This is a genomic window from Nitrosospira multiformis, from assembly GCF_900103165.1.
In the GTDB taxonomy this organism is placed as follows: Bacteria; Pseudomonadota; Gammaproteobacteria; order Burkholderiales; family Nitrosomonadaceae; genus Nitrosospira; species Nitrosospira multiformis_D.
Window position 1 is genome coordinate 636,475 of record NZ_FNKY01000001.1, and the last position, 13,274, is coordinate 649,748.

General features: G+C 52.1%; 13 protein-coding genes. 9 read left to right on the forward strand and 4 right to left on the reverse strand.

Annotation, left to right across the window (positions count from 1 at the left end; all coding sequences use genetic code 11):
* Nucleotides 1-47 precede the first annotated feature (47 nt).
* From hemC to BLR00_RS03040, 4 genes are all read left to right on the forward strand, one after another.
* Nucleotides 48-1,013, forward strand: coding sequence for a hydroxymethylbilane synthase (gene hemC, locus BLR00_RS03025; RefSeq protein WP_074630744.1), 966 nt, complete (start codon nt 48-50; stop codon nt 1,011-1,013).
* The gene (locus tag BLR00_RS03030; RefSeq protein WP_081346625.1) at nt 1,010-1,813 is read left to right on the forward strand and encodes a uroporphyrinogen-III synthase; all 804 of its coding nucleotides are present in this window, start codon (nt 1,010-1,012) and stop codon (nt 1,811-1,813) included. Before hemC ends, BLR00_RS03030 begins: the two co-directional genes overlap by 4 nt.
* The gene (locus BLR00_RS03035) at nt 1,810-2,871 is read left to right on the forward strand and encodes a uroporphyrinogen-III C-methyltransferase (RefSeq protein WP_074630746.1); all 1,062 of its coding nucleotides are present in this window, start codon (nt 1,810-1,812) and stop codon (nt 2,869-2,871) included. The genes BLR00_RS03030 and BLR00_RS03035 overlap by 4 nt, the downstream gene beginning before the upstream one ends.
* Nucleotides 2,872-2,982: 111 nt before the next feature.
* A complete protein-coding gene (locus BLR00_RS03040; RefSeq protein WP_074630747.1) occupies nt 2,983-4,188 on the forward strand; it encodes a heme biosynthesis HemY N-terminal domain-containing protein in 1,206 nt (401 codons plus the stop codon).
* A 29-nt stretch (nt 4,189-4,217) separates the two neighbouring features.
* Here BLR00_RS03040 and BLR00_RS03045 read toward each other — a convergent pair whose 3' ends face one another.
* On the reverse strand, nt 4,218-5,267 hold the full coding sequence (locus BLR00_RS03045) for a CDP-6-deoxy-delta-3,4-glucoseen reductase (protein ID WP_074630748.1): 1,050 nt from the start codon (nt 5,265-5,267) through the stop codon (nt 4,218-4,220).
* Nucleotides 5,268-5,326: 59 nt separating this feature from the next.
* On the opposite strand from BLR00_RS03045, the gene BLR00_RS03050 reads away from it, so the two are divergent.
* The 4 genes from BLR00_RS03050 (at nt 5,327) to BLR00_RS03065 (ending at nt 9,355) form a co-directional block, all read left to right on the forward strand.
* Nucleotides 5,327-6,232: an SDR family oxidoreductase gene (locus tag BLR00_RS03050; RefSeq protein WP_074630749.1), complete on the forward strand. Its 906-nt coding sequence runs from the start codon at nt 5,327-5,329 to the stop codon at nt 6,230-6,232.
* A 68-nt stretch (nt 6,233-6,300) separates the two neighbouring features.
* Nucleotides 6,301-6,630 (forward strand): divalent-cation tolerance protein CutA, encoded by a 330-nt coding sequence (gene cutA / locus BLR00_RS03055; protein ID WP_074630750.1) that lies wholly within the window; start codon nt 6,301-6,303, stop codon nt 6,628-6,630.
* Entirely contained in the window at nt 6,627-8,594 is a 1,968-nt protein-coding gene (dsbD, locus tag BLR00_RS03060; protein ID WP_176759926.1) for a protein-disulfide reductase DsbD, read from the forward strand. The genes cutA and dsbD overlap by 4 nt, the downstream gene beginning before the upstream one ends.
* A gap of 227 nt (nt 8,595-8,821) precedes the next feature.
* A complete protein-coding gene (locus BLR00_RS03065; RefSeq protein ID WP_074630751.1) occupies nt 8,822-9,355 on the forward strand; it encodes a TlpA family protein disulfide reductase in 534 nt (177 codons plus the stop codon).
* Nucleotides 9,356-9,375: 20 nt separating this feature from the next.
* Here BLR00_RS03065 and BLR00_RS03070 read toward each other — a convergent pair whose 3' ends face one another.
* The 3 genes from BLR00_RS03070 to BLR00_RS03080 form a co-directional block, all read right to left on the reverse strand.
* Nucleotides 9,376-9,915, reverse strand: a complete 540-nt coding sequence (locus tag BLR00_RS03070; protein ID WP_074630752.1) for a hypothetical protein — start codon at nt 9,913-9,915, stop codon at nt 9,376-9,378.
* A 201-nt stretch (nt 9,916-10,116) separates the two neighbouring features.
* Nucleotides 10,117-10,884 carry a DUF2490 domain-containing protein gene (locus tag BLR00_RS03075; RefSeq protein ID WP_074630753.1) on the reverse strand — a complete coding sequence of 256 codons (768 nt, stop codon included), beginning with the start codon at nt 10,882-10,884 and terminating at the stop codon, nt 10,117-10,119.
* 377 nt (nt 10,885-11,261) lie between these two features.
* Nucleotides 11,262-12,242: a sulfite exporter TauE/SafE family protein gene (locus BLR00_RS03080; RefSeq protein ID WP_074630754.1), complete on the reverse strand. Its 981-nt coding sequence runs from the start codon at nt 12,240-12,242 to the stop codon at nt 11,262-11,264.
* Between the two features lie 324 nt (nt 12,243-12,566).
* On the opposite strand from BLR00_RS03080, the gene BLR00_RS03085 reads away from it, so the two are divergent.
* Entirely contained in the window at nt 12,567-12,956 is a 390-nt protein-coding gene (locus BLR00_RS03085) for a DUF2784 domain-containing protein (protein WP_074630755.1), read from the forward strand.
* The last annotated feature ends 318 nt before the right edge of the window (nt 12,957-13,274 follow it).

Here is a 13,274-nt window from a genome sequence, read left to right on the forward strand (position 1 = left end):
AAAATAAACATTGGAAATGATCCCGTAATTTACTTACTGTAATAATAATGTCCAATTCATCCAACCCCGCAAAAATCGTTATCGCTACACGGGAAAGTGTTCTTGCCTTGTGGCAGGCAAATTTCATCCGGGAGCGGTTGTCGAAATTATACCCACAAACCGAGTTCAACATATTCGGGATGACTACTCGTGGCGACCAGATACTTGATATATCCCTCTCCAAGATCGGCGGCAAAGGATTGTTCATTAAGGAACTGGAACAGGCGCTGGAGAATAACAGTGCAGATATTGCCGTACATTCGATGAAAGACGTACCGATGAATATGCCGGAAGGATTTGTGCTGGCCGCCATCGCCGAACGCGAAGATCCGCGTGATGCCTTTATTTCCAGTCAGTACGCCAGTCTCTCCGAGCTTCCTCCTGGCGGCGTGGTGGGGACTTCCAGCCTGCGGCGCGAAAGCCAGTTGCGCGCACACTTTCCGCATTTGCAGGTGCAGCCCCTGCGTGGCAACGTGCAGACCCGCTTGCGCAAGTTGGATGAAGGACAGTTTGCGGCGATTATTCTGGCCGCGGCAGGACTAAAACGACTGGGACTGGCCGATCGCATTACCGCACTATTGAGCCCTGAACTAAGTTTGCCGGCCGTGGGCCAGGGAGCGTTAGGAATTGAATGCCGGGCTGATCGAGCGGACTTGATCAAGCTTGTGCAGCCATTACATCATCCTGAAACCGCTCAGTGTGTGGAGGCTGAACGCGCCATGAGCCGGGCGCTGGGTGGGAGTTGTCAGGTACCGCTGGGTGGTTTTGCGGAAATCACTGCTGGAGTATTGCGGCTGCGCGGGTTTGTCGCGAGCCCCGATGGAACCCGCATGATAAGTAATGAATTAAGCGGTGAGCCTGACGCGGGCACGGGCATGGGCGCACAACTGGCGCGAAATCTGAAGGAGCAAGGAGCGGCAGAAATTCTCGCGGCGCTGGAATCGACCATGGTTGCACCCGTGAGCCACCCGTGAGCAAGCCGCTGACCGGGATCAGTATCCTGGTCACGCGTCCGGCGCACCAGGCGGATGGTCTTGCCGCCAGGATTCGTTCTGCAGGGGGTAACCCGGTCTTATTTCCGTTACTTGAAATCCTCGACATAGGGGACCAGCGTCCGTTACTGAATCTGATTGCGCGCCTCGACGAATTTGATCTGGCGATTTTTATCAGTCCCAACGCGGTCAACAAAGCGATGAGCCTGATCCGGGCAAAACGGTCATTGCCGCCAGCCCTGAAAGTCGCGGCGGTTGGCCAGGGAACCACCAGGGCGCTAGGAAATTTTGGCGTCACTGAGGTGATCGCGCCAGCCTTACGTTTTGATAGCGAAGCGTTACTCGAAATGACCGAATTGCAACATGCTCAAGGCAAACGCGTCGTCATCTTTCGCGGAGACAGCGGCCGTGAGCTGCTGGGGAATAGCCTGCTGAAACGGGGTGCCATGCTGGAATATGCGGAATGTTATCGTCGTGTCAAGCCTGGTACCGATACTGCCCCGCTACTGCGAGCCGGGGCAAGAGGCGAGATAAATGCAATTACTATAACCAGTAGTGAAGGGCTGCGTAATTTATTCGATATGGTTGGCGAGCAGGGTCTAATATGGCTCAGGAAAACACCGTTGTTCGTGTCCCATGAGCGCATAGCACAAACTGCAAGAAAACTCGGACTGGATCAAGTAATTCTTACCGCTGCCGGAGATGAAGGGCTGCTGCAAGGTTTGTTAAATTACTTCCAGCCAGAAGCCAGCGTCGGCGATTGTCCTTCAAGAAAACCATGAGTGCGGAAACTCAACAGGCCGAGACCGATAAACCGCGGGGATTGCGCGAGGGAATGCCTAAGATATTGCCAAAGCGCATCAATCCTGTTTTGATTTTTATCCTGATTTTTACCCTCATTGTAGCGTGGCAGTGGTACGACACCCGTGATCAGATTGCGGGTTTGCAACTTGAGTTGGCAAAACGTCTGGCTGAGGCGAATACTTCGGGTAAAGAGTCGCGCAATCTTGCAACCGAAGCGACCGAGGCAGGGCGCCGTGCGGAAACAAAACTCAGTCTGCTCGAAGCCAAGTTGGCCGAATCGCAGAGTCAGCAACTCGCCCTGGAGGCGCTTTACCAGGAGCTGACACGTAATCGTGACGAGGTGACGTTGGAGGAAGTGGAGCAATTGCTGCTTATCGCCAGTCAACAGCTGCAGCTGGCAAGTAATGTCAAGGCCGCCCTGATCGCGATGCAAGAGGCCGATGCCCGCCTGCAACGTCTTGACCGCCCGCAGTTATCCTCCTTGCGTAAAATCCTGGCAAAAGACATGGATCTCCTGAAAGCAGCGCCATATGTCGATACCGTAGGAATCAGCCTGCGTCTGGATAATCTCGCTGCCGCATCCGAAACATTGCCATTGGCGATGGAGCTTCGTCCGCCGGAAACCGGCTCCTCCCTGGCTCAGGTTCCGGCAGTGGAAAATGCATGGCTCAAGTTTCTGCATGAAGCATGGGAGGACATAAAGCGGTTAGTGCGTATCCAGCGCATGGATAAGCCGGACGTTGCGCTGTTATCTCCCTCCCAGGCTTATTTTTTGCGTGAGAATTTAAAGTTGCGCTTATTGTCTGCCCGGCATGCGCTACTTGCCCGCGATGGGACCAGCTTCAAGGTTGATATCAACACCTCCCTTGACTGGATCAACCGGTATTACGACAGCAAATCGGAAGCGGTCGTCAATATGCTGGAAGTATTGCATCAATTGCAAGACAGTCAAATCGGCATTGAATTGCCTCGTATTTCTGCGAGTCTCGATGCGGTGCGTAATTATCGTCTTGCGCACGAACGGGGAAATAGATGATCCTGAACCCGGCGCTCGATCGCTTTTTTATCAGATTAACATTATGACCCACAAAGATTTTACACGTTACTTGACCTTCACTGACGTGATGAGTTCGCTGCCGGATTTAGGATGAAGTGGGTGCTCTGGCTACTGGCGTTGTTTGCCGTGGCGGTAGCGATAACGCTTGCAACCCGATACAACACTGGTTATGTGCTGGTGGTGGCGCAGCCTTATCGTGTCGAGCTATCGCTCAATCTGCTGGCGGTTTTGCTGGTAGTGCTGGTTTTCATTGCCTATTTTGTAGTACGGCTGGCGATCATCGCCCTGCGACTGCCCACCGAGGTAAGCGAGTTCCGCTTGCGCCGGCGCCGCGAAAAAGCACGAGAGATGTTGCTGGATGGTCTTAAGGCCTTCCTCGAAGGCCGTTACGCCAAGGCGGAAAAAGCGTCCGCTATCGCGTTGGAGCTGCGAGAGTCGCCCATGGCGGGTGCGATCAATGCCATGGTCGCCGCGCGTTCTGCGCATGAACTAAGAAAGTATTCCCAGCGTGATGAGTTTATTGCCATCGCGGAAAATATTGCGCCGGAAGAAGTAGTGCTGCGCCTTATGACGCAAGCTGAACTACTGCTGGATGAACGCCGGCCGGGAGAAGCGCTGAAAATACTGCAATCCCTGCGTGCCACGGGTGCGCGTCAACACACTGCCGCACTGCGGCTGGAATTGAAAGCGCAGCAGGGGTCGAAAAACTGGGATGCGGTATTGGATCTGCTCCGGCAACTGGAGCAGCGTAATGCTTTCGATAAGGCGCTGATACAACAATTACGATGCAGCGCCCATGTCGAAAATCTCAAAAGCAGGATATTGAATCCGCACGCATTGAAAGAGTATTGGCAAACGATATCTTCGGTGGATAAGAAGGACAGCAAAGTGGCCGCCACCGCGGCCCGTGCGTGTACGGCGATAGGCGACTGTGTAACCGCTCATCAGATTATCGAGCAAAGTCTGGATAGACAATGGGATTCCGAATTGGTAGGGTTATATGCGGAATGCCTGGAAACCGATACAATCAGGCAGATTGAGCGCGCCGAGACATGGCTTGAGTCTCACCCTAATGACGCGTGTCTGCTGCTTGCTCTCGGCAAACTTTGTGTCTATTGCGAATTGTGGGGTAAAGCCCAGAATTATCTGGAAGCGAGCTTGTCGGTGGAACCCAGCCATCCAACCCATCTCATGCTGGCGCAATTAAATGAGAAGATCGGCAGGCCCGAGCTGGCAAAGAATCACTATAGTAAAGGATTGGAACTTGCGTTGAAGCGGCTGGAGCATATGGGATAAGTCCAGCGGAATACGAGCGAGCTAAAAACTTAGGATCCTGGTGTGCCTGTCGAAGCAGTGGAAGCGGTAAACGCATCGGAAAAAAATTCATCTTCCGGCAGGCCGCGCAGTCTGGTGAAATCCTCATGGGCGGCTTCGACCATTGCCGGCGCGCCGCAGGCGTATACCTGGTATCCGGCGAGATCCTCGAAGTCTTGCAATACGGCTTGATGCACCAGGCCGGTTCTTCCGGGCCAGTTGTCCACCGGCAGTGCTTCCGATAGCACCGGGATAAAAGTAAAATTGTCGTGCTCCTGCTGCCAGCTTCCTGCCAGATTCGCCATATACAGATCGGCTTTTGTGCGATTGCCCCAGTAAAGTACCATTTGCCGTTCGCTGCCACGCAGATTCCGCACGTAGAAGGCGTGTTCAAGTATGCTTTTGACCGGTGCGAAGCCGGTACCGCTGGCCACGAATATAATCGGTTTGTCTGAATCTTCGCGCAGAAAGAATGTACCGAGTGGTCCTTCAAAACGAAGGATATCCCGTTCCTTCATGTGTGTGAACACATGTTCGGCGAACGTGCCACCGAAATAGTTGCGGACATGCAGCTGCAGCAGTTCATCATCGTGAGGCGCATTAGCCAGCGAAAAACTCCGGCGTTTTCCGTTTTTCATGAAAATATCGATATATTGCCCGGCGAGAAACTGCAATCGTTCGTTGGTGGGAAGCTTTAGGGAAATAACCATTACGTTAGGCGCGACGCGCTCCAGCTTGTGTACGCGGCATGGCAGGGTTTTAACCTTGATATCCTTGATTGCCCCGATTTCGCGGCACTCGATTACCAGTTCCGACAACGGTACGGCGCAGCAAAACAATGCCATGCCCGCCCGCTTCTCTATTTCCGTCAGTGTGTCGTCATTATGGCTGCCGAAATCGACTGTTCCCTGTATGATTTTGCCCTTGCAAGTGCCGCAGGCTCCGTTGCGGCAACCGTAGGGGAGCGGGAATCCTTCGCGTAGCGCGGCTTGTAGCACTGTTTCGCCAGGTTGGGCAGATAAAACGTGCCCGCTGGGGTTAATGGTTATCCGATGCGACATTCGGTTACGAGTGAGTCAAAAAAGATAAAAAATTACGGGCAATAAATAAAATAAATACGATGAAACGAACACTTTTAATTGTGGGTTGCGGCGATATTGCCTTGCGCGCGGCGTCCTTGTTGCAGGCGCAGTACCGGTTGCTGGGCCTTTGCCGGAAACCGGAAAATCGTGCCGCGTTGCGTTTGCAAGGCATTACACCCGTGTCCGGAGATCTCGACAACTCCGGCAGCCTCGGAAAGCTTGCGGGAATGGCGCATGCGGTACTGCATCTGGCGCCCCCGCCTGATTATGGTGAACGAGATACCCGCACCGCGAATCTCCTGGCAGCATTGACAAAGCGGCCAAAGAGAAAGGGGGCAATGTTACCACAACGGCTTATTTACATCAGCACCAGCGGGGTGTATGGCGATTGCAATGGAGCCTGGGTGGATGAGACTCGCTTGATCAATCCTCAAACCGGACGTGCATTGCGTCGTGTTGACGCGGAGAGGCAGGTGCGAAGCTGGGGTCTGCGCAATCATGCGAATGTCTCGATCTTGCGGGTACCCGGCATTTACGCATCGAACCGTCTTCCGCTTGGCCGTTTGCGCGACGCTTCCCCGGCGCTATTGCCGGAAGAGGATAGTTATACCAACCACATCCATGCTGACGATCTTGCCCGCATTATTTTTGCCGCCCTACGCCACGCGAAACCCGGCAGAATTTATCATGCCTGCGATGATTCGAACTTGAAAATGGGCGAATATTTTGATTTGATAGCGGATCGATTCGATCTGCCGAGACCACCACGTATTGCCCGCGCCCAGGCCGAAGGCTCAATATCCCCCGGCATGTTATCGTTCATGCGGGAATCGCGGCGGCTCGCGAATACCCGCATAAAGCATGAGTTGCATGTAAACCTGCGTTATCCCACCGTGGCCGGATGTATTGCGAGCGGCGCAGCAATGGTTGCGGAAAGTAGGTAAAATTCCGCCTGCCGATTGATTCCAACGAAATCGTTTAATGACCGCTGCCGGTAAAATTTTGCCCTGCCATGGAATTCATACTTATCATTACCCATTTGCCCGATAAAGAACGGGCCATGGCACTGGCTCACAGGCTGATAGAGGAGCGACTGGCAGCTTGCGTCAATGTGATGGCAGATTGTACTTCCGTGTACCGCTGGCAGGGAAAAAACGAAACCGCCAGCGAGGTGCCGGTTCTCATCAAAACCCTGGCGCAGCATTACGCCCGGTTAGAGCAGTTGATAATGTCGATGCATCCTTACGAACTACCCGAAATCATTGCTGTCCCAGTAACGAATGGTTTGCCCGCTTATTTGAAGTGGATTGCCGACGAAACGTTGGTCTCAGATAAAAAATGAACGCTGCCAGGTTACCCGTGCGCTTGATCCGGTATATCTTATTATTGCTCTGTTTTTTCGGTATGAATGCCTTCGCCGAAGAGAGGGCATCGTCCGGCTTCCTTTCGGGGTTGAAGCAACTCGGCGCAAGCTTCGATCAGGACGAACAGGAATTATTGCCGCCGGATCAGGCTTTCAAGCTGACGGTCAGGGTGCGCGACGAGAATACGCTGGTGGCACAATTCGAGCCGGCAAAAAACTATTATCTTTATCGGGATAAGGTTGCGTTCAAACCGCAAGATGCTGAAACTTCAATCGAGAAAATCTCGCTGCCTCAGGGAGCCGTAAAAAGCGATTTGACTTTCGGCCAGGTGGAGGTTTTTCATAAGCCGTTCGAAGCGGTAATTTCGTTGAAGCGGGGTGCGGCCTCAACCAATAAATTGACCCTTGTCGCCACTTATCAGGGCTGTAATGAACCTATAGGTGTCTGTTATGCGCCTATCAATAAAGTAATCGAACTGACGCTCCCTGTTGCAAAGGCGGCGGTAGGAGCCGTCGCCAGCGCGGTAAGCAATGACGCGGTGGCGGCAGCCCCTTTTTCGGCTGCAAAACCCGACGCCGCTGCGGACCTGTTTGCGTCCCCGGATCGATCCCCCGCGATTGAGACCGAATCTCTCAAAATAGAGCGAATGTTCGAAAGCGGCAACTTCTGGCTGATTCTGACCGGTTTTTTCGGCATCGGCCTGCTTCTGTCATTCACGCCTTGCGTCTTTCCGATGTTCCCCATTCTGTCGGGTATTATCGCCAAGCAGGGTGAGCACATTACCAAGACCCGCGGGTTCATTTTATCGCTAGCCTATGTCATGGGGATGGCGATCACTTATGCTGCCGCAGGTGTCGCAGCCGGACTTTCCGGTGCGATGCTGTCAGCGGCTTTGCAAAATGCCTGGGTACTGGGCACCTTTGCGCTGGTCTTTATAACACTGGCTTTTTCCATGTTCGGTTTCTACGAACTGCAATTACCTACTTCGCTTCAAAGCAAACTCTCCGTGGAGGCGGGGCATCTAAAGGGGGGGCAACTGACGGGTGTATTTGGTATGGGAGCGCTGTCCGCATTAATTGTCGGACCGTGTGTAGCCGCTCCGTTGGCCGGAGCGCTGCTTTACATCAGCCAGACCCGGGATGTGGTGCTGGGTGGTTCGGCGTTATTCGTCATGGCCTTGGGTATGGGCGTGCCGCTGTTGCTGCTGGGGGCATCCGCCGGGGCCCTGTTGCCCAAAGCGGGGCCCTGGATGGAGTCAGTCAAACAATTTTTTGGCGTATTATTGCTGGGGGTGGCCATATGGCTGATATCGCCAGTCATTCCGGCGGTTGCGCATATGCTATTGTGGTCGGCGCTATTGATTGTCTCGGCCATTTATTTGCATGCCGTTGATCCGCTACGGCCCGATGCTTCGGGTTTTCGGAAGTTTCTGAAAGGCCTGGGCATGATCGCGCTGCTGACCGGTGTTGCCCTGCTGGTCGGTGTTTTATCTGGCAGCCGCGACATTTTGCAACCTCTCTCAAAATTGAATGTTTCGAATGTTGATGGGGGTGGAATGAAGAAGAGCATGGTGCAAACCGGGCATTTGCCATTCCAGCGAGTGAAATCGGTAGCGGAGCTTGAACAGCATATCCTCCAGGCGCGGGATAAGTATGTGATGCTGGATTTTTACGCCGACTGGTGCATTTCATGCAAGGAAATGGAGCGCTTCACATTTACCGATGAGAGAGTGCAGTCCCGGCTAAAAGATGTGGTATTGCTGCAGGTTGATGTCACCGCCGGTACATCTGATGATACGGCGCTGCTTAAACGTTTTAAGCTATTCGGCCCTCCCGGTATCCTCTTTATCGATCGTCAGGGACGTGAAATTTCACGCATCAGGCTTATTGGATATCAGGACACAGAAAGTTTTCTCTCGGTGCTCAATGCAGTATTGATTTAGGGTCGACGGATCCAGCTTGTTCCTGTCAGCTCATGAAGGGCGTGTTTGCGCGCTTTCCCGAGATAGCCTGATATCTCATAGCCCGGGTCGATGGTTAGAGACGCCATGGCATGCCCGTCAGCCGACCGTTCGTTTCTTATGTTTAGTGCTATGATCAACCAGACTTTTTGCATTACTTGGTCTTCACCTCTATGGTGAATTCGCTACCACTACCGGATTTAGGTTAAATGACGAAATCGCAGCAGGTGATCATGTACATGGGTGTTGCAATAATGGCAGTGACGGCCGGTTTATTGTTGCGTGCGCAGCTAACCAGTAACCCTCAATCTGCTGAAAATGGCGGAGCCGAGACATTATTCGCGGCGAGCTTGCCCGACCTGCAAGGCAAGAATCAATCTATCTCACAATGGCGTGGCAACGTTATGGTGATCAATTTCTGGGCGACCTGGTGCGAACCGTGCCGCGACGAAATTCCTGAGTTCATTGAACTCCAGGAAAAATTCCGCGCTAAGGGATTGGTATTTATCGGTATTGCTGTAGATCAGCAAGAAAGAACAGCCGCTTTCAGTAAGGAGATTGGCATCAATTATCCGGTGCTGGTGGGTGATATGAGAGCCCTCGATCTGGCTGGCGCGGCAGGAAATCGCCAGGGAGCGCTGCCTTTTACCGTCGTTATCGACCGTGGCGGAAATATCATCGGCACTAAATTGGGCCGCCTCAGTCGCAGCAAGCTTGAGTCCATGATCAAGCCGCTGTTGTAAAGATAAAGCTGGTCGCGAAATTATCGGGTTTTATAGCCGCGCGCTTTCACTACCTTCCATGAGTACTCCAGCGTATTGTCCGATGGAATCAGCATCGAAAGCGCACCCTTGCCAAGCGGTTGCACGGTTAATTTAATATTATATTCCTTGCCGTTTACAGATGCCTCAGCCCCTTTCGTTGGGGCTGCGGGTGCGATAAGAACAGTAACTTGGGTGACCGTATAATCACCGTTGCCATTGTAAATGCTGCCGCTGAAGGCGCCATAACCAAAGCCGGCATGGGTGACGAGCTTACTGAAAGCATCGGCCGGGAGGTCGGCTTCGGTGAGCTCGCCTTCCGGCGACTCCTTGCGGCAAGCGCGCATGGCGATGGCGGCAGCGCGATCGCTGGTTATTCCCTTCATGGATTCCCGAACACACAGATCGTAACCGCCTGGATCAGGTAAGTTCCCGGCAGGTAGATTCGTTGATACCAGAAGCATCAACAGAGTCCCTCCCCGAAGAGTCAGCGTGATGCGGGGATTTTTATTTTTCGATGAGAGCAGGAGCTGTGGATACATATGAACTCATAAAGTGTACCCTTTTTAAATTCTCAGATACCAGTCCTATTGGGATACTTTTCCGCGACAGTCGAGCTGTGCGAACCACGCCTCACACTGGCGGAAATGGATGAAGCCAGGGTTATAAGTTTACTCAATAGGTAAAAAGAGAGAGGAAGAATAAACTTCCTCTCTCTTTGAAAACTCCGGTGAAAGCAATGTTCAAAAATTCATAAGCAGGTTAACCGACAAAATATGTCCCATATAATTGGCCCCTCGCCGGATAATGTATTGATTCATATAGCCCACCTCGCCTGTAATTTGCTTAGTGAAGGCATAGCCAAGCCCCGTAAAGAACCGGTTTTGATCAAAACCTCTCCGCGGAACCCAATCGGTATCGTTAAGGCTCACGAAAGCTTCATCCTGGATTATGTAGCTGAAGCCTGGCGCAAATGAGAGGGGGATCGATGCTTTTATCAATTGCCGATAACGTGCAGCCATCTTGGAATTTGAGGGAGATGGATCCCCTGGGTTGGACGCTGTCCCTATATGGTCGGGAACAAAACGTTCTTCCAGGCGGCTGCGGGCGGTAAGTCTTCCCCATGAAAATTTATCGCTCCATAGCACTTGTTGCCAGACTCGGTGCTCATCGTACGTATTCTTGACATACGGAGTTGTGGTCGGTGTCCATGCGTACCCTACCCATATACTGGTAGTTTCGGTAAGCTGGTACCCTACGCCAGGACGTACGATTGCCTGGGAAAATTTCGATGCATCGTCGGCAAAGCGTCCCTGTCCTTCCGCCCACCATTTGACTTTTGCCAAGGTCGGGTTGTTTGGATTGAAAGCACCAAAATTTCCCGTAGCCGTGATGTTTCCCCATACCGCAAAATCCGACACATCATCCGCAAACTGTTGAGCCGTAGCTGGACCTGAAAGTACTAAGCCTGATAGCACTAATGCCGTTGAGATACGTATTTTATTCAGCACCTGATTCTCCCCTTCTCTATTTGATATCAAAAAAATTTCATTAAAAGGATGGGAGTTTTAAGCTCCCGTTATTCCGCCAACGCCTCATGCTGTTTCCGGCGCCTGTATGTTTACTTAAAAATGACACGAATGAATTCATGCAGGAAAACTAACATAATACATGTCAAGAAAACATTGTGTAGATGTGGGAATTTTGTGAAGACGACCCTATCGCTTCTCGCGTACTTAAAGTACTTGTTTTAATGAATAAGAAGCGTCCTACTTGATTTGGCCGTAATTTGAAGCTCAACCCGGAATATACTTGAGCAACGGTATTTATTCTACTTTAATCAAGGACCGGTTATGAAGATCGTCTGTTTACGGTTAGCTGCCTTTGCCTACACAGCAATCGCCCGGTAAAGATTGTAAAGACTGGTGATGATGATCAATGTTCCCACCAGTATTAATAACGTTCGTGCGTGAAGTTTCTTGCATAGCACCGCCGCGAACGGTGCGGCAAAGAGTCCTCCAAATACCAGGCCCACGATGATGGGCCATGTGTTGGTCTCCATCAACAATGTAAAGACCGCTGCGCTCGTTAATGTCAGGAAGAATTCCGCGAAATTGACCGAGCCGATGGTGGTCCGCGGATCGTTACCCGAACTCACCAGAGTTGACGTTACTACAGGTCCCCAGCCGCCTCCGCCAGCGGCGTCGACGAATCCCCCAAATAACGCGAGCTTTCCCACATGCCTTGGGGCGTGTGTGCGCAGACGCAGCGGCCGAAATGCTTTGCTGAGGATATATATTCCCAATAGTAATAGATAAACGGAGATATAGGGCTTGAACATGGCGCCGTCGATCTGGGTCACCAGAATGGCCCCTAATATCCCGCCCAGAATACCCGGTACCAGCAAGCGTATAAACAGCTGTTTATTCACATTGCCGAATCTGGCGTGGGCGAGGCCCGAAACTCCGGTTGTGAATATCTCCGCAATGTGAACGCTGGCACTTGCTGCCCCCGGGCTGGCGCCCGTTGCCAGTAGAAATGTGGTCGCCGTAACGCCATACGCCATGCCCAAGGCACCATCTACAACTTGCGCAAGAAATCCAACCGTTACCGCGCTCCAGAAGATGCTTCCACCAAGCGTCTCGCCGATAATTTGCCAGCCACCCAACCAATTATTGGAAAGAAAAAAGCGGCCTGTCAAAAACAGTATCAGCGCCATTAATACCAGAACGATGAACCACATTGCGGTACGGAGAAGCGGGTGTGTTCCCGCAGGATGAGAGATGGGTTCTTCAACCGGGGGAAGCCCCAGTTGCTCATGTTCCAGATTGATAGGATTTTGTGTCAGATCCAGGTTGCGAATTTTCATAGACCGTGTTTCGTCCCCATTTATTTGCGGGGAACTATACCGGCAGGCGAAAACAAATCGAAATAACCTAATAGAATATGCTTATTCTTTATTCTTTTTGATTAAGGGAGATTCCGGGAAGAGCAAACACGCATGTGGTATTTCACGCGAATGAGTTTCCGGCAAGTTTTGTATAAAACTAATAATTCTGAATCCGGCGTTCACCGTTCATTTTTCAGTTTGGTGTATGATCCAGAAAGATTTTTACGTCACTTGGGTTTCATTTCTTTGGTGAGTTCGCTACCGTCGGATTTAGGCTAATCCGGACAAATCAGGGGGACTGTCATGCCGCTCGCCGACATCATACTAATCATTCATTTTGGGTTTGTAGTGTTCGTTGTTGGCAGCTTGCCATTAATCTGGATCGGCGCGTGGATGGGGTGGGGTTTTGTGCAAAATCTTCGATTTCGGCTTGCGCATCTGGCAGCTATCCTGTTTGTCGTTGGCGAATCCCTCATGGGTATGGCGTGTCCGCTTACCTTATGGGAAGATTCGTTGCGTCGCGCGGAAACCGGTGATAATTTCATTCAGCGGTGGCTGCATCGCATCCTTTTCTACGATGTTCCGGAGTGGGTGCTGACGACCGTCTATGTGCTATTTGCGCTTCTGGTCGCAGTGACTTTCAGGCTATTTCCACCGCGCCATCGCAAGTCCTGGTCCTCCTCTTCGATCTGATTCCTTTCGTGGTCATTGACCCATTCTCCCGCTGCGCGTAAAGTTGAAAAAATAGAAGAGGTGAAGTTCCTATCCCTGCACGCTGCCTAGGGCCTGTTAACACTTATTTTGCACCCGCGACGGCGACGGGTTTCATCCGGCACGAGGCATGAGCCGCGCGGCGGAGCAGGCCTCCGTAAGCGGCGAGTAACGAAGAGCTGGATGAAATCCGTCCCGTCCCTTCGGGTTGCTACACAAAAAACGCGGATGCCGCGTTACGAAGCTTGGCCATAGGTTACTATGGCCAAGCTTCGCGCCTTGCCTCCGCGTTTTTTGTGT

What these genes read in the sequence shown, in the direction of transcription:
- BLR00_RS03035 (WP_074630746.1), top strand. Translation starts at nt 1,810, where the DNA reads ATGAGTGCGGAAACTCAACAGGCCGAGACCGATAAACCGCGGGGATTG.
- dsbD (WP_176759926.1), top strand. Translation starts at nt 6,627, where the DNA reads ATGAACGCTGCCAGGTTACCCGTGCGCTTGATCCGGTATATCTTATTA.
- BLR00_RS03050 (WP_074630749.1), top strand. Translation starts at nt 5,327, where the DNA reads ATGAAACGAACACTTTTAATTGTGGGTTGCGGCGATATTGCCTTGCGC.
- BLR00_RS03070 (WP_074630752.1), bottom strand. Translation starts at nt 9,915, where the DNA reads ATGTATCCACAGCTCCTGCTCTCATCGAAAAATAAAAATCCCCGCATC.
- cutA (WP_074630750.1), top strand. Translation starts at nt 6,301, where the DNA reads ATGGAATTCATACTTATCATTACCCATTTGCCCGATAAAGAACGGGCC.
- BLR00_RS03085 (WP_074630755.1), top strand. Translation starts at nt 12,567, where the DNA reads ATGCCGCTCGCCGACATCATACTAATCATTCATTTTGGGTTTGTAGTG.
- hemC (WP_074630744.1), top strand. Translation starts at nt 48, where the DNA reads ATGTCCAATTCATCCAACCCCGCAAAAATCGTTATCGCTACACGGGAA.
- BLR00_RS03065 (WP_074630751.1), top strand. Translation starts at nt 8,822, where the DNA reads ATGACGAAATCGCAGCAGGTGATCATGTACATGGGTGTTGCAATAATG.
- BLR00_RS03080 (WP_074630754.1), bottom strand. Translation starts at nt 12,242, where the DNA reads ATGAAAATTCGCAACCTGGATCTGACACAAAATCCTATCAATCTGGAA.
- BLR00_RS03040 (WP_074630747.1), top strand. Translation starts at nt 2,983, where the DNA reads ATGAAGTGGGTGCTCTGGCTACTGGCGTTGTTTGCCGTGGCGGTAGCG.
- BLR00_RS03045 (WP_074630748.1), bottom strand. Translation starts at nt 5,267, where the DNA reads ATGTCGCATCGGATAACCATTAACCCCAGCGGGCACGTTTTATCTGCC.